23 protein-coding genes are annotated in these 22,012 nt (G+C 67.5%); 12 read left to right on the forward strand and 11 right to left on the reverse strand.

Annotated features, from left to right (window positions below; translation table 11 throughout):
* The 4 genes from PMI14_RS23765 to PMI14_RS23780 form a co-directional block, all read left to right on the forward strand.
* The coding region (locus tag PMI14_RS23765; protein WP_007858105.1) for a TonB-dependent siderophore receptor at positions 1–750 on the forward strand (750 nt) is incomplete at its 5' end.
* Between the two features lie 58 nt (positions 751–808).
* Positions 809–1,111 (forward strand): DUF3649 domain-containing protein, encoded by a 303-nt coding sequence (locus tag PMI14_RS23770; protein ID WP_007858106.1) that lies wholly within the window; start codon positions 809–811, stop codon positions 1,109–1,111.
* The gene (locus tag PMI14_RS23775) at positions 1,108–2,760 is read left to right on the forward strand and encodes a PepSY domain-containing protein (protein ID WP_007858107.1); all 1,653 of its coding nucleotides are present in this window, start codon (positions 1,108–1,110) and stop codon (positions 2,758–2,760) included. Before PMI14_RS23770 ends, PMI14_RS23775 begins: the two co-directional genes overlap by 4 nt.
* Positions 2,760–3,044 carry a DUF3325 domain-containing protein gene (locus PMI14_RS23780; protein WP_007858108.1) on the forward strand — a complete coding sequence of 95 codons (285 nt, stop codon included), beginning with the start codon at positions 2,760–2,762 and terminating at the stop codon, positions 3,042–3,044. The genes PMI14_RS23775 and PMI14_RS23780 overlap by 1 nt, the downstream gene beginning before the upstream one ends.
* Before the next feature lie 16 nt (positions 3,045–3,060).
* Here the strand turns inward: PMI14_RS23780 and PMI14_RS23785 are convergent, their stop codons facing one another.
* The gene (locus PMI14_RS23785; RefSeq protein WP_007858109.1) at positions 3,061–3,567 is read right to left on the reverse strand and encodes a hypothetical protein; all 507 of its coding nucleotides are present in this window, start codon (positions 3,565–3,567) and stop codon (positions 3,061–3,063) included.
* Positions 3,568–3,701: 134 nt separating this feature from the next.
* Here PMI14_RS23785 and PMI14_RS23790 point away from each other — a divergent pair, with 134 nt between their 5' ends.
* Together PMI14_RS23790 and PMI14_RS23795 are read left to right on the forward strand one after the other, a co-directional pair.
* Positions 3,702–4,397, forward strand: coding sequence for a heavy metal response regulator transcription factor (locus tag PMI14_RS23790; protein WP_007858110.1), 696 nt, complete (start codon positions 3,702–3,704; stop codon positions 4,395–4,397).
* Positions 4,397–5,800 carry a heavy metal sensor histidine kinase gene (locus tag PMI14_RS23795; protein ID WP_007858112.1) on the forward strand — a complete coding sequence of 468 codons (1,404 nt, stop codon included), beginning with the start codon at positions 4,397–4,399 and terminating at the stop codon, positions 5,798–5,800. The genes PMI14_RS23790 and PMI14_RS23795 overlap by 1 nt, the downstream gene beginning before the upstream one ends.
* A gap of 26 nt (positions 5,801–5,826) precedes the next feature.
* Here the strand turns inward: PMI14_RS23795 and PMI14_RS23800 are convergent, their stop codons facing one another.
* On the reverse strand, positions 5,827–6,630 hold the full coding sequence (locus tag PMI14_RS23800; RefSeq protein WP_007858114.1) for an exodeoxyribonuclease III: 804 nt from the start codon (positions 6,628–6,630) through the stop codon (positions 5,827–5,829).
* A 10-nt stretch (positions 6,631–6,640) separates the two neighbouring features.
* On the opposite strand from PMI14_RS23800, the gene pyrE reads away from it, so the two are divergent.
* Together pyrE and PMI14_RS23810 are read left to right on the forward strand one after the other, a co-directional pair.
* Positions 6,641–7,339 carry an orotate phosphoribosyltransferase gene (pyrE, locus tag PMI14_RS23805; RefSeq protein WP_007858120.1) on the forward strand — a complete coding sequence of 233 codons (699 nt, stop codon included), beginning with the start codon at positions 6,641–6,643 and terminating at the stop codon, positions 7,337–7,339.
* A gap of 4 nt (positions 7,340–7,343) precedes the next feature.
* The gene (locus PMI14_RS23810; protein WP_007858121.1) at positions 7,344–8,039 is read left to right on the forward strand and encodes a hypothetical protein; all 696 of its coding nucleotides are present in this window, start codon (positions 7,344–7,346) and stop codon (positions 8,037–8,039) included.
* An 83-nt stretch (positions 8,040–8,122) separates the two neighbouring features.
* On the opposite strand, the gene gatB is transcribed toward PMI14_RS23810, so the two are convergent.
* The 3 genes from gatB to gatC are packed head-to-tail and all read right to left on the reverse strand — an operon-like array spanning position 8,123 to position 11,395.
* Positions 8,123–9,583, reverse strand: coding sequence for an Asp-tRNA(Asn)/Glu-tRNA(Gln) amidotransferase subunit GatB (gene gatB, locus PMI14_RS23815; protein WP_007858122.1), 1,461 nt, complete (start codon positions 9,581–9,583; stop codon positions 8,123–8,125).
* Position 9,584: 1 nt separating this feature from the next.
* Positions 9,585–11,087, reverse strand: coding sequence for an Asp-tRNA(Asn)/Glu-tRNA(Gln) amidotransferase subunit GatA (gene gatA / locus PMI14_RS23820; RefSeq protein ID WP_007858123.1), 1,503 nt, complete (start codon positions 11,085–11,087; stop codon positions 9,585–9,587).
* A gap of 8 nt (positions 11,088–11,095) precedes the next feature.
* Entirely contained in the window at positions 11,096–11,395 is a 300-nt protein-coding gene (gene gatC / locus PMI14_RS23825; protein WP_007858124.1) for an Asp-tRNA(Asn)/Glu-tRNA(Gln) amidotransferase subunit GatC, read from the reverse strand.
* Between the two features lie 204 nt (positions 11,396–11,599).
* Here gatC and PMI14_RS23830 point away from each other — a divergent pair, with 204 nt between their 5' ends.
* The 4 genes from PMI14_RS23830 to mrdA all read left to right on the forward strand — a co-directional run bounded on the left by PMI14_RS23830 (position 11,600) and on the right by mrdA (position 16,224).
* Entirely contained in the window at positions 11,600–12,643 is a 1,044-nt protein-coding gene (locus PMI14_RS23830) for a rod shape-determining protein (protein WP_007858125.1), read from the forward strand.
* A gap of 132 nt (positions 12,644–12,775) precedes the next feature.
* A complete protein-coding gene (gene mreC, locus PMI14_RS23835; RefSeq protein WP_007858126.1) occupies positions 12,776–13,699 on the forward strand; it encodes a rod shape-determining protein MreC in 924 nt (307 codons plus the stop codon).
* Positions 13,696–14,214, forward strand: a complete 519-nt coding sequence (mreD, locus tag PMI14_RS23840; protein ID WP_007858127.1) for a rod shape-determining protein MreD — start codon at positions 13,696–13,698, stop codon at positions 14,212–14,214. Before mreC ends, mreD begins: the two co-directional genes overlap by 4 nt.
* A gap of 63 nt (positions 14,215–14,277) precedes the next feature.
* A complete protein-coding gene (gene mrdA, locus PMI14_RS23845; RefSeq protein ID WP_007858128.1) occupies positions 14,278–16,224 on the forward strand; it encodes a penicillin-binding protein 2 in 1,947 nt (648 codons plus the stop codon).
* A gap of 9 nt (positions 16,225–16,233) precedes the next feature.
* Here the strand turns inward: mrdA and PMI14_RS23850 are convergent, their stop codons facing one another.
* The 6 genes from PMI14_RS23850 to PMI14_RS23875 form a co-directional block, all read right to left on the reverse strand.
* On the reverse strand, positions 16,234–17,124 hold the full coding sequence (locus tag PMI14_RS23850; RefSeq protein ID WP_007858130.1) for a DMT family transporter: 891 nt from the start codon (positions 17,122–17,124) through the stop codon (positions 16,234–16,236).
* Positions 17,125–17,193: 69 nt separating this feature from the next.
* Entirely contained in the window at positions 17,194–18,489 is a 1,296-nt protein-coding gene (locus tag PMI14_RS23855; RefSeq protein ID WP_007858132.1) for a DcaP family trimeric outer membrane transporter, read from the reverse strand.
* Positions 18,490–18,538: 49 nt separating this feature from the next.
* Positions 18,539–19,282 (reverse strand): amino acid ABC transporter ATP-binding protein, encoded by a 744-nt coding sequence (locus tag PMI14_RS23860; RefSeq protein WP_007858134.1) that lies wholly within the window; start codon positions 19,280–19,282, stop codon positions 18,539–18,541.
* Entirely contained in the window at positions 19,279–20,061 is a 783-nt protein-coding gene (locus PMI14_RS23865) for an amino acid ABC transporter permease (protein ID WP_007858135.1), read from the reverse strand. The genes PMI14_RS23860 and PMI14_RS23865 overlap by 4 nt, the downstream gene beginning before the upstream one ends.
* A gap of 25 nt (positions 20,062–20,086) precedes the next feature.
* Positions 20,087–20,851: an ABC transporter substrate-binding protein gene (locus tag PMI14_RS23870; protein WP_007858136.1), complete on the reverse strand. Its 765-nt coding sequence runs from the start codon at positions 20,849–20,851 to the stop codon at positions 20,087–20,089.
* A 248-nt stretch (positions 20,852–21,099) separates the two neighbouring features.
* Complete coding sequence (locus tag PMI14_RS23875) at positions 21,100–21,858, reverse strand: TSUP family transporter (RefSeq protein WP_007858137.1); 759 nt, start codon at positions 21,856–21,858, stop codon at positions 21,100–21,102.
* Positions 21,859–22,012: the final 154 nt, after the last annotated feature.

Here is a 22,012-nt window from a genome sequence, read left to right on the forward strand (position 1 = left end):
AACGTCAACACCGGCGCGGGCACCAGCTACTACAAGGCCAGCGCCGTGACGCCGCTGGCGGGCCTGGTGATCAAGCCGACGAAGAACATCTCGGTCTACACCAACTACACCGCTGGCCTGACCCGTGGCGGCACGGCCGGCCCGGGCACGGCCAACGCGGGCGAGACCTTCGCACCGCAGAAGTCCAAGCAGAACGAAATCGGCGTGAAGGTCGACTGGGGCCAGCTGACCACCCAGGCCGCCGTCTACCAGATCAAGCGCCCGAGCGCCCTGACCGACCCGGCCACCAACCGCTACAGCTTCGGCGGCGAGCAGCGCAACCGCGGCCTGGAACTGACAGCCTACGGCGAAGTGCAGCGCGGCCTGCGTGCCATGGCCAGCGCCTCGTTCAACAATGCCAAGCTCACGCGCACTGCCGGTGGCGTGAACCAGGGCAACGATGCGGCCGGCGTGCCCGACCGCACCTTCAACCTGGGCCTGGACTGGGACACGCCGCTGCAGGGCCTGAGCGTGAACGGCCGGGTGATCAACACCTCCGGCATGTACGCCGACGCCACCAACCGCCTGCGCGTGCCCGCCTGGACGCGCCTGGACATCGGTGCCCGCTACGCCACCAACGTGGCTGGCAAGCCCCTGGTGCTGCGCGCCAACCTGGAGAACGTGTCCGACAAGAACTACTGGGTCATCAGCAACTACGTGACCGTGGGCGCGCCCCGCACGCTGATGCTGTCGGCCGCTGTGGACTTCTGAGGCACCGAACCCTGACATGACGCAAGTCCACACTGTCCGGGGCGCTGCAGTGCGCCCCATGATGGCCGTGCTGCGCGGTATCTGGCGCGCCGGGCCGCTGGTGTCGCGCATCGTGGCGGCCATCGGCGGCGGCTATGTGCTGGCGGCGCTGTTCAGCGTGGCCGTGCTGGCCCTGCCCATGGCCCGGCCCCAGGCCGTGATCACGGGCATGCTGGCCAGCTTCGCGATCTACACATGCGCGGTGATCTGGGTGTTTGCCGTGCGCAGCGCCTGGCGCGCCTGGGCCGGGCTGGTGGTGGTGGCATTGCCGCTGGCACTGGCTGCATGGACCGTGTGGTCCTCTGCAGGAGCTTCCCAATGACGACCTACAACGACGTACCGGATGACGAGCCCAAGGCACCGGGCATCCGCCAGACCATGTCGGACCTGCATACCTGGGCCGGCCTGCTGTGCGGCTGGTTCCTGTATGCGATGTTCCTCACGGGTACTGTGAGCTACTTCAAGGACGAGATCTCGCAGTGGATGCGGCCCGAACTGCCGCACCGTGCGGTGGTGCCCGATGCGGCCGAGTCGGCCCAGCGCATCGCCAACCAGCTCATCGCGCTGGTGCCCAATGCGCCGCAGTGGAGCATGCGCCTGCCCGACGAGCGCTACACCACGGTGGACAGCTTCTGGCGCCTGCCGCGCGGCCAGGGCCCGGCGGCGAATGGGCGCAACTTCGGCAGCGCCAATTTCGACCCGCTGACCGGTGAGAAGGTGGCTTCGCGCGAAACCGTGGGTGGGGAGTTCTTCTACCGCTTCCACTTCCAGTTCCACTACATGCCCGTGCTCTGGGGCCGCTGGCTCGCGGGCTTCTGCGCCATGTTCATGCTGGTGGCCATCGTCAGCGGGGTCATCACGCACAAGAAGATCTTCACCGACTTCTTCACCTTCCGCTGGGGCAAGGGCCAGCGCTCGTGGCTGGATGCGCACAACGCGCTGTCGGTGTTCGGGCTGCCGTTCCACTTCATGATCACCTACACCGGCCTGGTCACGCTGATGGCGTTGTACATGCCGTTCGGCGAGCAGGCGGTGTACAAGACACCGGCGCAGAAGCAGGAAATGACCTCCCAGCTCAGCGCCTTCATCCAGCCCGGCAAGGCCACGGGCCAACCGGCAGCGCTGGCGCCGGTGGACGAGATGGTGCGCCAGGCCCAGGCCCGCTGGGGCGAGGGCAACGTGGGCCGCGTCACCGCCACCAATGCGGGCGACGCGGCTGCGCGCGTGAGCGTCACGCGTGGCGAGGAAGGCCGGGTCTCCATGAGCCCGCAGTACATGCTGTTCGACGGTGTGAGCGGCAAGCTGCTGGAGGTCAAGGAGGGCGTGGGCCCCGCGGCCGAAACGCGCGGCGTGCTGTACTCGCTGCACCTGGGGCGCTTTTCCGACCTGCACATGCGCTGGCTGTACTTCATCGTGAGCCTGGCCGGCACGGCCATGGTGGGCACGGGCCTGGTGATGTGGACCGTCAAGCGCCGCCAGAAGCTGGGCAACCCGGAGCGGCCGCATTTCGGCTTCCGCCTGGTGGAGAAGCTCAACATCGCCAGCATCGCGGGCCTGTCCATCGCGATGGCCGGCTTCCTCTGGGGCAACCGCCTGTTGCCGCAGGGCATGGCCGAGCGCACCGCCTGGGAGGTACACGTGTTCTTCATCGTCTGGGCGCTGACGCTGGCGCACGCCATGCTGCGCCCTTCGCGCCGCGCCTGGATCGAGCAGTTCTGGGTCGGCGCAGCGGCGCTGGCGCTGCTGCCCGTGGTCAGCGCACTGACCACCGAGCGGCCGCTGTGGCGCAGCCTGGCCCAGGGGGACTGGGTGTTCGCCGGCTTCGAGCTCATGCTCTGGGTGCTGGCCGGCCTGCATGTGTGGCTGGCGGTGCGCACGGCGCGCCACCAGGGGCCCAAGCGCCGTGCGGCGCGCGCGCCCGCGGCGTCCAACGTGCCCGCCGGCGCAGCCATGGCCAAGGAAGGTGCCTGATGGTCCACGCAGCCACCTTCCTGGTCTGCCTCGTCGCGTTCGCGGCGCTGGCGCTGGGCACCGAACGCCAGCAGGACGACCTGTTCGGCCAGCCACTGCCCGTGCGCGCTACCCGGCTGTGGCGCCTGCTGGGCTGGGGCGCGCTGGTTCTGGCGCTGGCCATCATCGTGCAGGCCCAGGGCTGGGGCATGGGGCTGGTGAGCTACAGCGGCCACACCAGCCTGGCGGCCGGCATCGTGCTGGGCGCGTTGATCGTGCACAGCCGCAGGCGCGGGCGGCGCTGAGCCGCCAGCCCTTTCTTCAGCGGCGCGGTGCCTGCGCCCGCCGGCGTGAGCGCAGCACGACCACCTGGGCGGCATAGCCAAGAACAAAGATGGCCAGCCAGGCCAGTAGTGCACCGCGCACGAGCGCCGAGTCCGGGCCCGAAGCCAGGGGTTGGGCGGGCGGCAGGCGCGTCAGCGTCTCGTTGATGCCGGGCACCAGCAGCAGAAAGACGCTGAACGACCATCCCAAGGTCGCCAGATAGGCGCTGGCCCGCCCGAGGAACGACAGTTTCGGTGCCAGCCAGGCGCCGAAGACTGCGAGCAGCGCCAGGATGCCCAGCGCATGCCCGGCGTTGAACCCCCCGGTGCTCGACAGGCCGAAGGCCGTGAGCACCGAGAGCACCAGGCCCACCAGGTACACGCGGCCGGGGCGGGTCGCTGGATCGATGCCGCCGAAGCGGGCAAAGCTGTAGAGCGCCGCGCCCAGCGGCACGAGGCTGATGGCGGTGTGGGCGATGCCAAGGAGGGAGAGGGGATTGGGCATGGAAAAGGGTCTCGTGGTGGGGGTTCTCTGGTGATGGGGCAGTCTAGGATTGCGCGCCCCGGGCAGGGGTGACAAGTGCATGACAAAGCTGTCATGCGCCGCCCACCGCGTGGCTTTGCCCGAGAATCGATGGCATGAAGATCCTGGTCATCGAGGACGACCCCAAGACGGGGGACTACCTGAAGAAGGGCCTGCGCGAGAGCGGCTACAGCGTGGACCTGGCGCGCACGGGCACCGAGGGCCTGCGCATGGCGCTGGCCCATGCCTACGACCTGGTGGTGCTGGATGTCAGCCTGCCGGGCATCGATGGCTGGCAGATCATGCCGGCGCTGCGCGAGAAGGGTGATCTGCGTGTGCTGTTCCTCACGGCGCGCGACCAGCTGAGCGACCGCATCCGCGGGCTGGAACTCGGCGCCGACGACTACCTCGTGAAACCGTTCTCGTTCACCGAGCTGGTGCTGCGCATCCGCACCCTGCTGCGGCGGGGGCCGGCCCGCGAAGCCGATGTGTACGAGGTGGCGGGCCTGCGCCTGGACGTGCTGCGGCGCAAGGTGACCCGCGAAGGGGCGGAGATCGCCCTCTCGAACAAGGAATTTCTGCTGCTGCACCTGCTGGTGAAGCGGCAGGGCGAGGCGCTGCCGCGCACGCTGATCGCCTCCGAGGTGTGGAACATGAATTTCGACAGCGACACCAATGTCGTCGACGTCGCAGTCAAGCGCCTGCGTGCCAAGGTCGACAAGCCGTTTGCCGCGCCGCTGATCCACACCGTGCGCCATGTCGGCTATGCCTTTGGCGACCTGCCCTCGGACCCGACCGGGAGTGGTGATTGATGGTGGTGCGCTGGTTGCCCCGCTCGCTGGCCGTGCGCGTGACCCTGCTGTGCGGCTTGATCGCGGTGTCGGTCACCGGCATGCTGGGCGGCAACTACTTCTTTGCCGCGCGCAGCGCCATCCTCGCCCATGCCGACGAGCAGCTGATCATGCGGGTGGAGCGGTTGCGCCGCCTGCTCGGCGATGCGCGCAGCGTGCAGGAGCTGCGCGACCAGGCGATGCTGCTCGAGGCCCTGTCGGGCAGTTCGGGCGATGTCTTCGTCCTGCGCCGCACGGGCGAGGGGCCGCTGGTCGAAGTCAACCCGGGCCAGGTGGCGCCGCCGGCCTGTGCCGTACCCGCCGCCGCCGACAGGCCGCTGGCGCGGGCCGATGTGTGCCACAGCGAGACCCCGGGCGTGCCCCGCATGCACTGGGCCGCGGGCGCGGCGCGCTCGGGCCACGACGGGCGGATGGTGGAGGTGCTGGCGGGGCATGCGCTGGCCAGCGAGATGCAGATGATCCGGCGCAGCCGCGACCAGGTGCTGTTCAGCACCTTCCTGGCCGTGCTCGCCTGTTCGCTGCTGGTCTACTGGGTGCTGCGCCATGGCCTGAGGCCGCTGCACCGGGTGGCGGCGCAGGCCTCGCTGATCGAGCCGATCAACCTGGCGATCCGCTTGCCCGAATACGATGCGCCGCTGGAGCTGCAGCAGATGGTGGCGGTGTTCAATGCCATGCTGGACCGCATCGCCACCGGCTATGGCCGGCTGTCGCAGTTCTCGGCCGATCTGGCGCACGAGATCCGCACGCCGGTCGGTGCCGTGATCGGGCAGACGCAGGTGGCGCTCAGCCGCACCCGCAGCCCCGAGGAGTACCGGCAGGTGCTCGAATCCAACCTGGAGGAGCTGAACCGCCTGCGCCGCACCGTCGACGACATTCTGTTCCTGGCCCAGGCCGACCATGCCACGCTGCAGATCGAGCGCACGCCCATGGACATGGCGGCCGAGCTGCAGCGCATCGCCGACTACTTCGAGGGCCCGGCCGACGAGGCGGGCTTGCGCTTCGTGGTGCAGGCCGGTGGCATGGCCCGCGTGAACCCGCCGCTCGCCCTGCGCGCGTTGCACAACCTGGTGGTCAATGCGGTGCGCTACAGCACGCCCGGAACCGTGGTCCGCCTGGCGGCCTCCGAGGAGGAAGGTGCCTCAACGATGGTGGTGGAGAACCAGGGCCTGCCGATTCCGCCCGCGCAGATGGAGCGGCTCTTCGACCGCTTCTACCGCGCCGAGGCCGTGCACGACCGCCCCGCGGAGTCCAGCGGCCTGGGCCTGGCGATCGTCAAGGCCATCATGGACCTGCATGGGGGCGAGGTCCGGGCGTCGTGCCCGGCACCGGGCACGATCCGTTTCGAACTGCGGTTCCCGCGCTGAGCGGATCGCCGGCACACCCCGCAGGCTCACATCGTGAAGTCGTAGCCGATGGTGATGGGCGCGTGGTCCGAGAACTTCACGTCCTTGTAGATGGCCTCGGTGCGCGCCAGCGCTGCCATCGCCGGGGTGGCCAGGTGGTAGTCCAGGCGCCAGCCCACGTTGTTGGCATAGGCCTGGCCGCGGTTGCTCCACCATGTGTACGCGGTGTCGGTGGTGGTCGGTTGTAACTGACGGTAAACGTCGATCAGACCGCCGCCTTCATCAGTTGTGTGCAACAACTTTGTCATCCAGGCCCGTTCTTCGGGCAGGAAACCGCTGTTTTTCTGGTTGCTGCGCCAGTTCTTGAGGTCGATCTGCTGGTGCGCGATGTTGATGTCGCCGCACAGGATGAACTCGCGCTCGCCCTTGAGCGTCATGAGGTGGGGATGGAACTCGGCGAGAAAGCGGTACTTGGCGAGCTGGCGCTCCTCGCCCGAGGAGCCGCTCGGGAAATAGGCGCTGATGATGGACAGCTTGCGCGCAGGGGTGTCAAAGCGCAGTTCGAGGTAGCGGCCTTCGGCATCGAACTCGGTCGAGCCGTAGCCCACGACCACGTCGCTGGGCAGGTGGCGGGTGTAGATGCCCACGCCCGAGTAGCCCTTCTTCTGGGCGTAGTGGAAGTGGCCGTCCATCTCGGCCAGGCGCTCGAAGCGTGTGGCAATGTCGGCGGCCTGCGCCTTGACTTCCTGCACGCAAATACAATCTGGCCGTGTGGCAGCCATCCAGCTTTCCACCCCCTTGGTGGTGGCGGACCGGATGCCATTGAGGTTGAGGCTGGTCAAATTGAACAAGGAATTTCCCATGGTAGATGTAGGTAGCCAGGGCCCGGATCAGGGCCAGCTGGCGCAGGACTTTGTGCGGTTTGCCGTCGAATCGGGGGTGCTGCGCTTTGGGGAATTCAAGACCAAGGCCGGGCGCCTGAGTCCTTATTTCTTCAATGCAGGCCTGTTCGACGATGGCAGCAAGATGGGGCGCCTGGCCGAATTCTATGCAAAAGCCCTGATCGCCAGCGGCATCGAGTTCGACATGGTGTTCGGGCCCGCCTACAAGGGCATCCCGCTGGCCGCCACCGTGGCGGTGGAGCTGGCGCGCCATGGGCGCAATGTGCCCTTTGCCTACAACCGCAAGGAGGCCAAGGACCATGGTGAAGGCGGCACCCTGGTGGGCGCGCCCCTGCAAGGCCGCGTGCTGATCGTGGACGACGTGATGTCCGCCGGCACTGCCGCGCGCGAGTCCATCGCCCTCATCCAGGCCGCCGGTGCCACTCCCCATGCCGTGGCCATTGCACTGGACCGCCAGGAGAAAGCCACCGAAAATGGACTGGACGTGGAGCACAGTGCAGTGCAGTATGTGCGCCAGCAGCTTGGAATGAAGGTTTGTACTATCGCCAAGCTGGCAGACTTATTGCTGTACCTATCGCAAACAGGGGGGGCGGAGATGCGCGCCCACCACGAGCGGGTTTCCGCATACCGCGAGCGGTACGGGGTGAATGAAGGGTAATTAGTTGCACAAGACGGCGTGGCTTATCGGCGAGTTGGCATTGGCAGGCCTGGCCACGGCATCCGTGTGGGCGCAGCAGCCTACGGGCCCCGTAGGCAGTATCTACACCTGCACGGACCGCAATGGGCGCAAGCTCACGGCGGACCGGCCGATTGCCGACTGCCTGGACCGCGAGCAGCGAGAGCTGGCCCCCTCGGGCATGGTGCGGCGCCAGGTCGGCCCGGTGCTGTCCGAGCAGGAGCGTGCGGTGGTCGAGGCGCGCCAGCGCAAGGAGGCCGAGGAGCGCTCCCGTGCCCTGGAGGAGCGCCGCCGCGAGCGTGCCTTGACGGCGCGCTACCCCGACAAGGCAGCCCACGACGTGGAGCGCAAGGCCGCCATCCAGATGGTGGAAGACGTCGCCGCCACGGCAGAAAAGCGCCTCATCGAGTTGCGCCAGCAGCGCAAGACGCTGGACACCGAGATGGAGTTCTACAAGAAGGACCCGAGCAAGGCGCCGATGGTGCTGCGCACGCGGATCGCCGAGAACGAAGACAGCGTTGCCGAGCAGCAGCGCTTCATTGCCGGCCAGGGTGACGAGAAGCGCCGGGTGCACCAGCGCTTCGATGTGGAGCTGGCACAGCTGCGCAAGCTGTGGGACGAGCAGCGGGGCGTTGCGGTGCCCGGTGCCGCCACCCCGGCATCCGCTGGCGGCTCACGCTGAGCCTACATCCCTGGAACCCCGGGCGGGGTTCCGTGGGGCAGACACCTTCCAGGGGATGGAAGGAAGGTGCCCGGGGAACGGTGTCAGCCTGACAGCTTGGCGCGCAGCAGGTCGTTGACCTGTTGCGGGTTGGCCTTGCCCTTGCTCGCCTTCATGATCTGGCCCACCAGTGCGTTGAAGGCCTTGTCCTTGCCCGCGCGGAACTGCGCGACGTTGTCGGCATTGGCCGCAATCACCTCGTCGATGATGCCTTCCAGTGCGCCCGTGTCGTTCATCTGCTTGAGGCCCTTGGCCTCGATGACGGCATCCACGTCGCTGGACTCGCCGGTCCACAGCGCTTCGAACACCTGCTTGGCGGCGTTGTTGGACACCGTGCCGTCGGCGATGCGGCCGATCAGCGCACCCAACTGGGCGGCCGTCACGGGCGATGCGTCGAGCGCCAGGTCGCCTGCGTTCAGGCGGCGCGAGACCTCGCCCATGATCCAGTTGCTGGCCAGCTTGGGCTGCTGGCTGGCCTGGGCCGCTGCCTCGAAGTAGGCGGCCATGGCCTTGCTCTGGGTCAGCGTGGTGGCGTCGTACTCGGGCAGGCCGTAGTCGGCCACGAAACGCGCGGCCATGGTGCGCGGCAGTTCGGTCATCTGGGCGCGCTGCGCATCCACCCACTCGCGCGGGATCTGCAGCGGCGGCAGGTCCGGGTCGGGGAAGTAGCGGTAGTCGGCCGCGTCTTCCTTGGTGCGCATGGCGCGCGTCTCGCCCGTGGCGTCGTTGAACAGCACCGTGGCCTGCTGGATGGCACGGCCATCCTCGATCTCCTCGATCTGCCACAGGATCTCGTAGTCGATGGCCTGCTGCATGAACTTGAAGCTGTTCAGGTTCTTGATCTCGCGGCGCGTGCCCAGCGGGGCGCCGGGCTTGCGCACCGAGACGTTGGCATCGCAGCGGAACGAACCTTCCTGCATGTTGCCGTCGCAGATGCCGATCCAGGTCACGATCTTGTGCAGTTCACGCGCATAGGCCACGGCTTCTTCGGTGGAGCGCATGTCGGGCTCGGTCACGATCTCCAGCAGCGGCGTGCCGGCACGGTTCAGGTCGATGCCGCTCTGGCCGATGAAGTCCTCGTGCAGCGACTTGCCGGCATCCTCTTCGAGGTGGGCGCGCACCAGGCGCACGGTCTTCTTCTCGTCGCCGAGGAAGAACTGCACCTCGCCGCCCTGCACCACGGGGATCTCGAACTGGCTGATCTGGTAGCCCTTGGGCAGGTCGGGGTAGAAGTAGTTCTTGCGCGCGAAGATGCTCTCGGGCGCGATGTGCGAACCGAGGGCCAGGCCGAGCTTGATCGCGCATTCCACCGCGGCGCGGTTCATCACCGGCAGCGTGCCGGGCAGGGCCAGGTCCACGGCGCAGGCCTGGGTATTGGGCTCGGCACCGAAGGCCGTGGAGGCACGGCTGAAGATCTTGCTCTCGGTGGCGAGCTGGGCGTGGGTCTCGAAGCCGATCACGACCTCGTAGCCACGGATCAATTTGCTGGTCGTCGTTGTCGTCATGTCACAGACCTCCGGGTTGGCGGAGGTGAAAGTCGGTGGCCTGCTGCAGCCGGTGCGCTGCGTTGAGCAGGCGCGCTTCCTGGAAGTAGTTGCCGATCAGCTGCAGGCCCACGGGCATGCCGCCTTCGCCGAAGCCCGCGGGCACGCTCATGCCCGGCAGTCCGGCCAGCGAGCCGGGCAGCGTGAAGATGTCGGCCAGGTAGTCGGCCAGCGGGTCGGCGCCATGCTCTCCGAGCTTCCAGGCCACGGTGGGGGCCACGGGGCCGGCGATCACATCGCACTGCGCGAACGCCTGCTGGAAATCGTCGGCGATCATGCGGCGGATCTTCTGGGCCTTGAGGTAGTAGGCGTCGTAGTAGCCGTGCGAGAGCACGTAGGTGCCGATCATGATGCGGCGCTTGACCTCGTCGCCGAAGCCTTCGGCGCGGGTCTTCTTGTACATGTCCACCAGGTCGACGTAGTCCTTGGCGCGGTGGCCGAACTTCACGCCGTCGAAACGGCTCAGGTTGGACGACGCCTCGGCCGGCGCGATGATGTAGTACACCGGGATCGAGAGTTCGGTGCGTGGCAGGCGGATGGGCACCAGCTTCGCGCCGAGCTTCTCGTATTCCTTGAGCGCAGCGTCCACTGCGGCGCGCACGTCGGGTGCCAGGCCGTCACCGAAGAACTCGGCCGGGATGCCGATGCGAAGGCCGTCGATGGAGTGGTTCAGCGAGCGGCTGTAGTCCTCGGCAGGCACATCCAGCGAGGTGGAGTCGCGGTCCAGGTCCGGGCCGCACATGGTGGACAGCAGCAGCGCGCAGTCCTCGGCGGTGCGCGCCATGGGGCCGGCCTGGTCCAGGCTGGAGGCGAAGGCGATCATGCCGTAGCGCGAGGCCCGGCCGTAGGTGGGCTTGATGCCGGTGATGCCGCAGAACGAGGCCGGCTGGCGGATGGAGCCGCCGGTGTCCGTGCCGGTCACGGCCGGGGCCAGCCGCGCGGCCACGGCCACGGCGCTGCCGCCCGAGGAGCCGCCGGGAATGCGCGCGGTGTCCCAGGGGTTGCGCACCGGGGCGGGTGCATCGAAGCCCACGGGGACCACGGCCGAGTTCTCGTTGGCCGAGCCCATGGCGAATTCGTCGCAGTTGAGCTTGCCCAGGGTCACGGCGCCGGCTTCGGCCAGCTTGCGCACGACGGTGGCGTCGAACGGTGACTGGTAGCCCGCGAGCATCTTCGAGCCGGCGGTGCTGGGGAAGTCGCGCGTGACGAAGATGTCCTTGTGCGCCAGCGGCACTCCTTCGAGCGTGCCGGCCGTGCCTGCAGCGATGCGGGCATCGGCCGCGCGGGCCTGGGCCAGCGTGGCGTCTTCATTGACCGCCACGTAGGCACCCAGCGACTGGTGGGCCTTGGCGCGGGCCAGGAAATGCTGGGCCGCTTCCACGGCGGAAACCTGGCGTTCGCGCAGCTGCGCGGCCAGGGCGGTGACGGTCAGGTCGTGCAGGTCGGTGGTCTTGTTGTCGCTCATGGCCGGCCTCACTCGATCACCTTGGGCACAAGGAACAATCCTTGCTCTACCGCCGGGGCACTGCGCTGGTTGGCCTCGCGCTGGTTGGGTTCGCTGACCACATCGTCGCGCAGGCGCAGGGCGACCGCCTGGATGGCCGCCACGGGGTGCGCCAGGGGCGTGAGGTCCCCGGTATCCACAGCGCTCATTTTCTCGACGATGCCGAAAAAGCCGTTGAGTTGCGTGAGCATGCGCTCACTTTCGCTCGCGCTCAATTCCAGTCGCGCCAGGTTGGCGATTCGACCGATGTCCAGGGATGTCAGTGCCATAGGGAAAAAATTCGGGGGAAACCAGATGTAAAGCTGAATGGGGGGGTGGGGCCAGGGGAGTTATTCACAGGGGATAGGGTATTATCCCGGCTTTGCCGCAATACCCTCCCTCATGCCGGTCATTGTGCGAAAAAAGCGAAATTTGACCCCGTAAACCCGGCGATGGCAGGCCGATGCGCACGCCATGCCTGAGAGGATTCTTGAATGTTCGGAGCTTTCCGTCGGTACTTCTCCACCGACCTTGCCATTGATCTTGGCACAGCCAACACCCTGATATTCGCCCGCGATAAAGGCATTGTGCTCGATGAGCCCTCTGTAGTCGCCATCCGCCACGAAGGCGGCCCCCATGGAAAGAAAGTCATCCAGGCCGTAGGCCATGAAGCCAAGGCCATGCTGGGCAAGGTGCCCGGCAACATCGAAGCCATCCGGCCCATGAAGGATGGCGTGATCGCCGACTTCGTGATCACCGAGCAGATGATCAAGCAGTTCATCAAGATGGTGCACCCGCGCACGCTGTTCACTCCCAGCCCGCGCATCATCATCTGCGTGCCCTGCGGCTCCACCCAGGTCGAGCGCCGTGCCATCAAGGACGCGGCCGAAGCGGCTGGTGCCACCGCCGTCTACCTGATCGAGGAACCCATGGCCGCCGGCATCGGCGCCGGCCTGCCGGTCTCGGAAGCCAGCGGCTCCATGGTCGTGGACATCGGCGGCGGCACCACCGAGGTGGGCGTGATCTCGCTGGGTGGCATGGTCTACAAGGGCAGTGTGCGCGTGGGCGGCGACAAGTTCGACGAAGCCATCATCAGCTACATCCGCCGCAACTACGGCATGCTGATCGGCGAGCCCACCGCCGAATCCATCAAGAAGAACATCGGTTCCGCCTTCCCGGGCTCCGAAGTGCGCGAGATGGAAGTCAAGGGCCGCAACCTCAGCGAAGGCGTGCCACGCAGCTTCACCATCTCCAGCAACGAAGTGCTGGAGGCGCTGACCGATCCGCTCAACCAGATCGTCTCGGCCGTCAAGAACGCCCTGGAGCAGACCCCGCCGGAACTCGGTGCCGATATTGCCGACCGCGGCATGATGCTGACCGGTGGCGGTGCGCTGCTGCGCGACCTCGATCGTCTGCTGGCCGAGGAAACCGGCCTGCCGGTGCTGGTGGCCGAAGACCCGCTGACCTGCGTGGTGCGCGGCTGCGGCATTGCGCTGGAGCGCATGGACCGCCAGGGCAGCATCTTTACAAGCGAGTAAGTTCCCCGTGCCTGCGCGCCGCGCAGGCACCCCATCGCGCTGAAATGGCATGACCGCAACCGCACCGATGCTTTTTGAGCCGTGCCCCTGGCCGCCGCGTTCGCACGCGTTGCAGATCCGACGCTGAGCGCCATGCCCCTGGGAACCCTGGAGCGCAGTGCGCCTCCCTTCTTCAAGCAAGGCCCTTCGGCCCTGTCACGGCTGGCGCTCTACGGTGCGCTGGCCTTGTTCCTCATGGTGGCGGACGTCCGCTTCAAGCTGACCGGGCCGTTCCGCCAGGCCGTCTCCACCGTGCTCTACCCTGTGCAGTGGCTCATGCTGCAGCCGGTGGAGTTCGCGGGGCGGGGCGCGGGCTACTTCCAGGACCTGAAAACCGCGCAGCACGATGCCGATGCCGCGCGCAGCAAGATGGCGCAGATGTCCGAGCGCGCCAGCCAGGCCGAGCAACTGCTGCTGGAGAACGACCGCCTGCGCAAGCTGCTGGCGCTGCGCGAGCGGGTCAGCACGCCATCGCAGGCGGCCGAGGTCATCTATGACACCGCCGATCCCTACACCCGCCGGGTGGTGCTGGACAAGGGCCAGATGGGCGGCGTGGAGCTCGGCGCCCCGGTGCTCGACGAGGCCGGCATCCTGGGCCAGGTCACGCGTGTGTTCCCCATGCTCAGCGAGGTCACGCTGCTGGTGGACCGCGACCAGGCCATCCCGGTTCTCAACATCCGCACCGGCGCGCGCGGCGTCGCCTATGGCGATCCGGTTGCCGGCAACGAGGGCGGCATGGAACTGCGCTTCATGCCCGCCAATGCCGACGTGCGCGAGGGTGACCTGCTCACCACCAGCGGCGTGGACGGCCTGTACCCCTCGGGCCTGCCCGTGGCCAAGGTCGTGCGCGTGGAGCGCCGTGCCGATTCGGCCTTTGCGCGCATCTACTGCGCCCCGCTGGCCCAGGTGCAGGGGGCCCGCCACGTGGTGGTGCTCAAGCCGCTGTCGGGCCACATCCCGGAGCGGCCCGAGCCGGCACCCACGCCCAGCTCCAGCAAGAAGGGGCGCCACAAATGATCATGCCGCGCGGCCAGCCGCTGCTGCTCCCCGTCAATCCCGTGTTCATCGCTGCCAGCCTCGCGGTGGGGCTGGCCATCAACATGCTGCCCCTGGGCCGCGTGGTCTGGACGCCCGACCTGCTGATGCTGCTGATCGTGTTCTGGAGCGTGCACCAGCCGCTGCGCATCGGCATGGGCACGGCCTTTGCGCTGGGCCTGTGCATGGATGTGCAGCAGTCCGCGCTGCTCGGCCAGCATGCGCTGTCCTACTCGGTGCTGGCCTTCGGCGCCATCGCCATCCACCGCCGCCTGCTGTGGTTCAGCGTGCCCTCGCAGGCGCTGCAGGTGCTGCCGCTGTTCCTCATCGCGCATTCCATCGAACTGCTGGTGCGCGTGGTCTCGGGGGGCATCTTCCCCGGCCTGTGGATCTTCGTGGCGCCAGTGCTGGAGGCGCTGCTCTGGCCCCTGGCCAGCTGGGTGCTGCTGGCACCCCAGCGGCGCCCGCCCGATCGCGACCAGAATCGCCCGCTATGAGCCCGGTGTGGACCATCCAGCAACCCGCCTGCGCCCGCCGCATGGTGGTGGGGAGCGTGCAGCATGACTGAATTGCGCAACGCCGAAGCGGACTCCTCGCGCTTTCGCGCCCGCATCTTCACCGTCGCCTTCGTGGTGCTGCTGGCCTTCGGCCTGCTGGTCTCGCGCCTGGTGTACCTGCAGGTGGTGCGCCACGACGACCTGGCTGCCCAGGCCGAGAGCAACCGCACGGCCGTGGTGCCCATCGTCCCCAACCGCGGCCAGATCATGGACCGCAACGGCGTGGTGCTGGCCACCAACTATGCGGCCTATACGCTGGAGATCACGCCCTCGCGCACCGGCGGGCTGGAAGACACCATCGAGGAACTCGCCAAGGTGGTCGACATCCAGCAGCGCGACCGGCGGCGCTTCAAGCGCCTGCTGGAGGAGTCGCGCAACTTCGAGTCCCTGCCCATCCGCACGCGCCTCACGGACCAGGAAGTGGCGCGGTTTTCCGCGCAGCGCTACCGCTTCCCCGGCGTGGACATCAAGGCCCGGCTGTTCCGCAACTACCCGCTGGGCGATGCGGGCGCCCATGCCATCGGCTACATCGGGCGCATCAACCAGACCGAGAAGGCGCGCATCCAGGACTCGGAGGACGAGGCCAACTACCGCGGCACCGAATACATCGGCAAGCTCGGCGTGGAGCAGAGCTTCGAGAACATGCTGCATGGCCTGACCGGCGTGGAGCGCATGGAGACCTCGGCCGGCGGCCATGCCGTGCGGCGCCTGGCCAGCCACCCGGCCACACCGGGCAACACGGTGATGCTGTCGCTGGACATCAAGCTGCAAAAGCTCATCGAGGACATGTTCGGCGACCGGCGCGGCGCCCTGGTGGCGATCGACCCGCGCAATGGCGAGGTGCTGGCACTGGTGAGCAAGCCCACCTTCGATCCGAACCTGTTCGTCGAAGGCATCGACAGCGAAAGCTGGCAGGCGCTCAACGAGTCCATCGACAAGCCGCTGCTCAACCGCGCGCTGCGCGGCACCTACCCGCCGGGCTCGACCTACAAGCCCTTCATGGCCCTGGCCGCGCTGCAACTGGGCAAGCGCTCGCCAAGCATGGTGGTCAGCGATCCGGGCTTCTACACCTTCGGCGGCCATACCTTCCGCAGCCACGAAGGCGGGCTGGGCGGCGTGGACATGCACCGCGCCATCCAGTTCTCGAGCAATACCTACTTTTATTCGCTGGCCGTTGAAATGGGCGTGGACGCCATCCACGACTTCATGAAACCGCTGGGCCTGGGCCAGGTCACGGGGATCGATCTGAATGGCGAGCTGCGCGGCGTGTTGCCCAGCACCGCCTGGAAGCGCAACGCCTACAAGCGCCCCGAGATGAAGCGCTGGCATCCGGGCGAGACCGTGTCCCTGGGCATCGGCCAGGGCTACAACAACTTCACCATGCTGCAGCTGGCGCAGGCCGAGGCCACGCTGGCCAATGGCGGCACGCGGTATGCGCCGCACCTCATCAAGGCGGTGCGCGACACGGTCACCGGCACCGTGACGCCGGTGGTGCAGCCCCCGGGCGAGAACCTCGGCTACCTGCCCAAGAACGTGGAGATCGTGCGCAATGCGCTGGTGGCGGTGAACAAGGGCGGCACGGGCACGCGCATCTTTGCCGGCGCACCCTACACCTCTGCCGGCAAGACGGGTACCGCGCAGGCCATGAGCCTGGGCCAGAACGTGCGCTACAACGCCAAGGCGCTCGAAGAGCACCAGCGCGACCACTCGCTCTTCGCGGCCTTCGCGCCGGCCGAGGAACCCAGGATCGCGCTGGCGGTCATCGTGGAGAACGCCGGCTTTGGCGCGGCTGCGGCCGGCCCGATCGCACGGCGCGTGTTCGACTACTGGCTGCAGGGCGAGTACCCGAACGAGGAAGACCTGGCCGCCGTGCGCAAGGGCCTGGCCGCGGCGCCCATCGGCAAGCCGCGCCTCGCGGCCGATGTGCCCGTCAGCCCGGCGGCACCCTGAGTTTCTTCGTCAGGCCTTGGCGCCCTGTGCCGGTGGCGCCAGCTGGCTGAACACCAGCGCGGCCACGATCAGGGCCGCGCCGCCCAATCCTGCCCAGCCCAGCCGCTCACCCAGCAGGGCCCAGGCCGTGAGCGCGGCAAACACCGGCTCCAGCCCGAAGACGATGGCACTGCGCATGGCGTCCACGCGCTGCTGGCCCCAGGCCTGCAGCGTGACCACCACCACGCTGGCCAGCAGGCCCAGGTAGACCAGGGCCACCCAGGCATCGGCCGGCAGGCGGCCGGCGGCCTGGGGCAGCCAGTCCATCCCGCTGCCACGCGCAAGCAGCAGCAGCGTGGAGGCCAGGGCCATCACCAGGGCCTGCGCCGCCGCCATGCGCGTGGCGCGCAGCGGGTGGGCCGCGGTGCGCCGTGCGCATTCTTCCAGCGCCAGGATGTACAGGGCATAGAACACGGTGCTGACCAGCGTCAGCGTATCGCCCAGGTTCCAGGGCTCGTTCTCGTGGAACATCAGCGCCATGCCCGCGCAGGCCATGGCGCAGGCCGCCCACAGGCGCCAGCCGTAGCGCCGGCCCATCAGCGCCATGGCGATCAGGGGCACGACCAGCACGTTCAGGCCGGTCACGAAGGCATTGCGGTTGCTGCTGGTGCGTGCCAGGCCCTCGATCTGCAGCCAGAACGCGAGGAACAGCAGCAGCCCCAACGCACAACCCCAGCGCCGCTCGTGGCGCAGCATGCCGCGCCACAGCGGCGCGAGCACCGCCAGGGCGATCACGAAGCGCAGCCAGATGATCTGCAGTGCATCGAGCTGGGCAGAGAGCAGCTTCATGGCGGGGAAGGTGGTGCCCCACACCACGGTCACCACCAACAGGGCCAGGAGGCCGAAACGTTCGGAGCGCATGGGTAGAAAAAGAAAAGGCTGGCCGGGTCTCCGGCCAGCCTGTCAGGCGAAAGGGATGCCGACGATCGATCAGTTGAACAGGTAGCGTGCCTGCAGGTTCAGGCGCAGCATGTCGCCCTTCTGGCCATCGAAGGTGGTGCGGCGGCCACCGATCAGCTCGCTGCCCAGTTCCACGTTCTTGATCGGCAGGTAGTACATGCCGGCGTGCCATTGGTAGAGCTTGTGGTTGCCTTCGCCGCCATAGGCGTTCACGTAGTCGTCGCCCAGGCGGTGGCGCGAGCGCACGGCGCCCAGCGACACGGTGCCGCGCATCTTCTCGCTGAACACATTGCTCAGGCCGATCACCACGCCGTGCGAGCGGTCCAGGCGCACGGTACCGCCATCGAGCACGGGGTAGTTCGTGCCCACCAGGTAGGCGCCATCGCCGTCGCCGTCCAGGCGCGTGTACTGCGCCATCAGCGTGGTGGTGCCGGTGATCTTGTAGCCGGCGCCGATACCCAGGCCCAGGCCGCGCTTGCTGAAACCGTCGATGCGCTGCTCGTGCGAGAGCAGGCGGGCGTTCACATTGCCCCAGTCGAAGGCCTTGTCCACGCGGGCCACGAAGTTCAGGCCCTTGGCGCCATCGGTGGGTTCTTCGAGCGCGAACTGGAACTTGGCCAGATCGGGGTTGTTGTAGGTGTAGCGGATCTGCGCGGGGCGGCGGAAGGTGGCGCCGGGCGGGCCGTTGAAGTCCACGGTCTCGGGCAGGTTGTCCGTGTCCATGAAGGTCGACCAGGTCTGGCCGATCAGCCAGCCGGCGTACTCGCCGTAGGCATGGCGCAGGCGCAGGCGGTTGCGGTTGCACTCGCTGCCGCAGTAGGCGTAGAAGTCGGCTTCGATCTTGGTGTTGAAGGTGCCGATCGACGTGGGCGTGGAGGTCTCGAAGCCGAAGCGCGAGGTCTGCGCGGTCAGGCTGCTCTTGCCGCCGCGCGTGTCGCCCAGGGGCTGTTCCATCAGGTTGGTGAAGGTGTCGCCGGGGGCCGTGCCCTTGAAGTCCTTGACCAGGTTGGCCTCGGCAAAGCCGTAGACACGGATCGAGGTCTCGCTGCCGGGCAGGCGGAAGCTGCCGGGGATGTCGCCGAGCACCACGGCGTCCTTCTGCTTGAGCTCCACGGCCTCGATGCGGTCGTTCCAGGCCGATGCCGAGGCGGCGGGCGCGGCAGGCGCCTGGGCCTGCTGGGCCTTGAGCGCGTTGAGCTCGGCACGCAGGGCCTTGAGCTCGTTGCGCATCTCTTCGAAGTCCTTGGCGGTCTGGGCAAAGGCTGCGGGTGGCAGGCTGCACAGGCCGGCGGCCATCAGGGCGAGGAACGTGTGGTTCAGTTTCATGGTCACTCCGGTAGGGGCTTGTGGTTGTTGCGCTGGGTGGGCCTGGATCTCAGGCGCCCATGCGGCCGATGAAGGCGCGGATGCGGTCGTTGGCGGGGTTGTCGAAGAATTCGGCGGGTGCTGCGTCGTGGGCGATGCGCCCCTGGTCGAAAAACATCACGCGGTCTGAGACCTCGCGGGCAAAGCCCATTTCGTGGGTCACCACGATCATGGTCATGCCGCCACGGGCCAGTTCGCGCATCACGTCGAGCACTTCCTGCACCATTTCGGGGTCCAGGGCCGAGGTGGGCTCGTCGAACAGCATCACCTTGGGCTGCATGGCCAGCGCGCGGGCAATGGCCACGCGCTGCTGCTGACCGCCCGAGAGCTGCCAGGGGTATTTGTGCGCATGGTCCTGCATGCCCACGCGGCGCAGCAGGGCCATGGCCTGCTCATTGGCCTGGGTGCGCGGCGTGCGGCGGATGCGCCGGGGCGCCAGCGTCACGTTGTCCAGCACGCTCATATGGCCGAACAGGTTGAACTGCTGGAACACCATGCCGACTTCGCTGCGCTGCTTCTGCAGTGTGTGCTGGTCGTCGGTCACGGGCTCGCCGCCGATGGTGATGGTGCCGCTGTCGTGCGGCTCCAGCCGGTTGATGGCGCGCAGCAGCGTGCTCTTGCCCGAGCCCGAGGCACCGATGATCACGGTCACCTCGCCGGTGTTGAACACGGTGGAGACATCGCGCAGCACCTGGTGGCTACCGAAGGATTTGCAGACCTGCTTGACGACGATGAAAGGCGTGGGGCGGCTCATTGGTTGCGCCCTTCCACGTCGAAGCGGTATTCCACGGCGTTCGAGATCTGGGTCACCAGCGTGGTCAAGAGCAGGTAGGTGATGGCCACCGTGGACAGCGTGGCAATCGGCTGGAACGTGGCCGACTGGATGCGGTTGCCCACGTTGGTGAGTTCCACCACGCCGATGGCATAGGCCAGCGAAGAGTCCTTGAGCAGGGCCACGAAGTTGCTGACCAGCGGCGGCAGCGAGATCTTGAAGGCCTGCGGGAACACCACGTCGGCGAACACATGCATGCGGCCCAGGCCCAGGGCCCGGGCGGCTTCGGTCTGGCCGCGCGGAACGGCCAGCAGCCCGGCGCGGATGGCCTCGGCGTTGTAGGCGCCCACGTTCAGGCCCAGGGCCAGCACTGCCGCCGCGAAGTCGGGCAGGTTCAGCCCCGGCACCAGCACCGGCAGCGCAAAGTAGACGAACAGGATCTGGACCAGCAGCGGCGTGCCGCGGATGACCCAGATGTAGAAGCTGGCCACCCAGCGCACGGCCATGAAGCGCGAGGTGCGGGCCAGTGCGGCGCCGGTGCCGAGCACCAGGCCCACGCTGCCGCTCACCAGGGTGAGCCACAGAGTGGTGCGCGCGCCGTCAGAGAAGGCCTGGGCGTTGGGCCCGATGGGCTCGGGCAGGAAAGAGAGCAGTTTGCCCAGCAGCGCCAGCGCCAGGACCATCAGGACGACGGCCGAGACGAGCGTGGCGTTGCTGCGCTGCTGGCGAGACCAGCGCTCGGGCCAAAGGGCTGTGAGCATGGGAAACCCCGTTCAGGACCAGGGGTCAGTTCGTGCAGCGAACGTCTTCGTTGAAGTACTTCTTGGACAGCGCGGCATAGCTGCCGTCGGCCATCACTTCGGCCAGCGCCTTGTTCCAGCCGCCGGCCAGCGAGCTGTTGCCCTTGGCCACGGCAGCGGCGATGCGCTCGATGAACAGCATGTCGCCGAGCTTGAAGCCGGCGCCGGGGTTCTTCTCGGACACGGCCTTGGCCACGAAACGGTCGGTCACCCAGGCGTCCACGCGGCGCGAGTTCAGCGCGCTACGGGCGTCGACGTCGGTGGGGAAGTTCTTCATTTCCTTGATCGACGACACCTTCTGCACGTTCTCGAGGTAGCTGGTGCCGGTCTGCACGGCAACCACCTTGCCGGCCAGGTCCTTGGCGCTCTTGATGGCCGGGTCCATGGCGATGATCATGCCGCCCGAGCAGTAGTGGGGTTCGGTGAAGGTCACGGCCTTGGCGCGCTCTTCGGTGATGCCGTGGGAGGCGATCACCAGGTCCCAGCGGTCCTGGCGCAGGCCGGTCAGCAGGGCGTCGAAACCCAGGGTCTTCCACTGGATCGCGAGGCCCATCTTCTTGGCCACGAGTTCGGCCGTCTCCACTTCGAAGCCGGTCAGCGTGGTGCCGTTGAAGAAATTGAAAGGTGCGAACTGTCCTTCGGTCGCGATGAGGATCTTGCCGTCTTTCTTCACCTCGTCCAGGGTCCGGGCCTGGGCGGAGAAGGCGGCGCAGAGCGCGAGGGCGGTGGCTACAGCCTTGAACAATTGCATGGGATGGATCCTGTACGGGGTATTTCAGGTACAAAAAATCCGGCATGCGGGTAAGCAGGCCGGAGACGGTGGGAGTGCACGAATGCCATCGCGGATTGCGATGGCTGCCGTCACGAAATAGTCACCAATTATAAGGAGGGGGATTTTTCCGCCGCCACAGGGGAGGCCCTGCAAAAGCCGGTTGTGTGCCAATTCACAACAGGTTTAGAGAAGTCTCCCGGGCTTTTGGGGCGCCCGGCATGGCCTACCTAGCGCCAGAAAGCGTCGTAGCCCGTCTTGAGGATCAGTGCCCCGACCACCACGATGAAGATACCGCGCACGAAGCCGGTGCCGTGCTTGAGCGCCATGTGCGTGCCGATGAGGCTGCCCATCACGTTGGCCACGGCCAGGGTCACCGCAAAGTGCCACCAGACATGGCCCTTGGCCGCAAACAGGGCGATGGCCGCCACATTGGTGGCCGTGTTGAGCAGCTTGGCCGACGCCGAGGCATTGAGGAAGTCGTAGCCGAGCAGCCGCACGAACAGGAAGACGAAGAAGCTGCCCGTGCCCGGGCCGAAGAACCCGTCATAGAAGCCGATGGCCAGGCCGATCAGGCTCGCGGCGGCGATTTCCGCGCGGCCTGCGAAGCGCGGCGTGTGGTGCCGCCCCATGTCCTTCCTGGCCAGCGTGTAGGCCAGCACGCCCAGCAGCACCAGCGGCAGCAGGCGGCGCAGGAAGTCGGGCGATACCACGGTGACGGCCCAGGCCCCGGCGAACGAGCCCGCAAAGCCGGCGGCCGCGGCCGGCAGCAGGGCCGCCCAGCGCATCTGCACGCGGCGGCTGTACTGCCAGGTGGCCATGGCCGTGCCCCAGACGCCGGCCGCTTTGTTGGTGCCCAGCAGCGTGGCGGGCGGCGCCACGGGAAATGCCGCGAACAGCGCCGGCACCAGCACCAGGCCGCCGCCGCCGACGATGGCATCCACAAAACCGGCCAGCAACGAGGCGAGGGTGATGAAAATCCATTCCATCCCTTGATTGTCGCACCCTGACAGCTACGCTTTTGCTAGCGATATCGCTTTCGCTGCGGGCATAAAAAAGGCGCTGGGATTGCCAGCGCCTGAAAGGGGGGTGCATCTCGTTGGATGCTTGTTCGGTTGTGCTTGTAGGGATGTCTCCTCGGCC

This window comes from Acidovorax sp. CF316 (assembly GCF_000276605.1).
GTDB lineage: Bacteria > Pseudomonadota > Gammaproteobacteria > Burkholderiales > Burkholderiaceae_C > Acidovorax.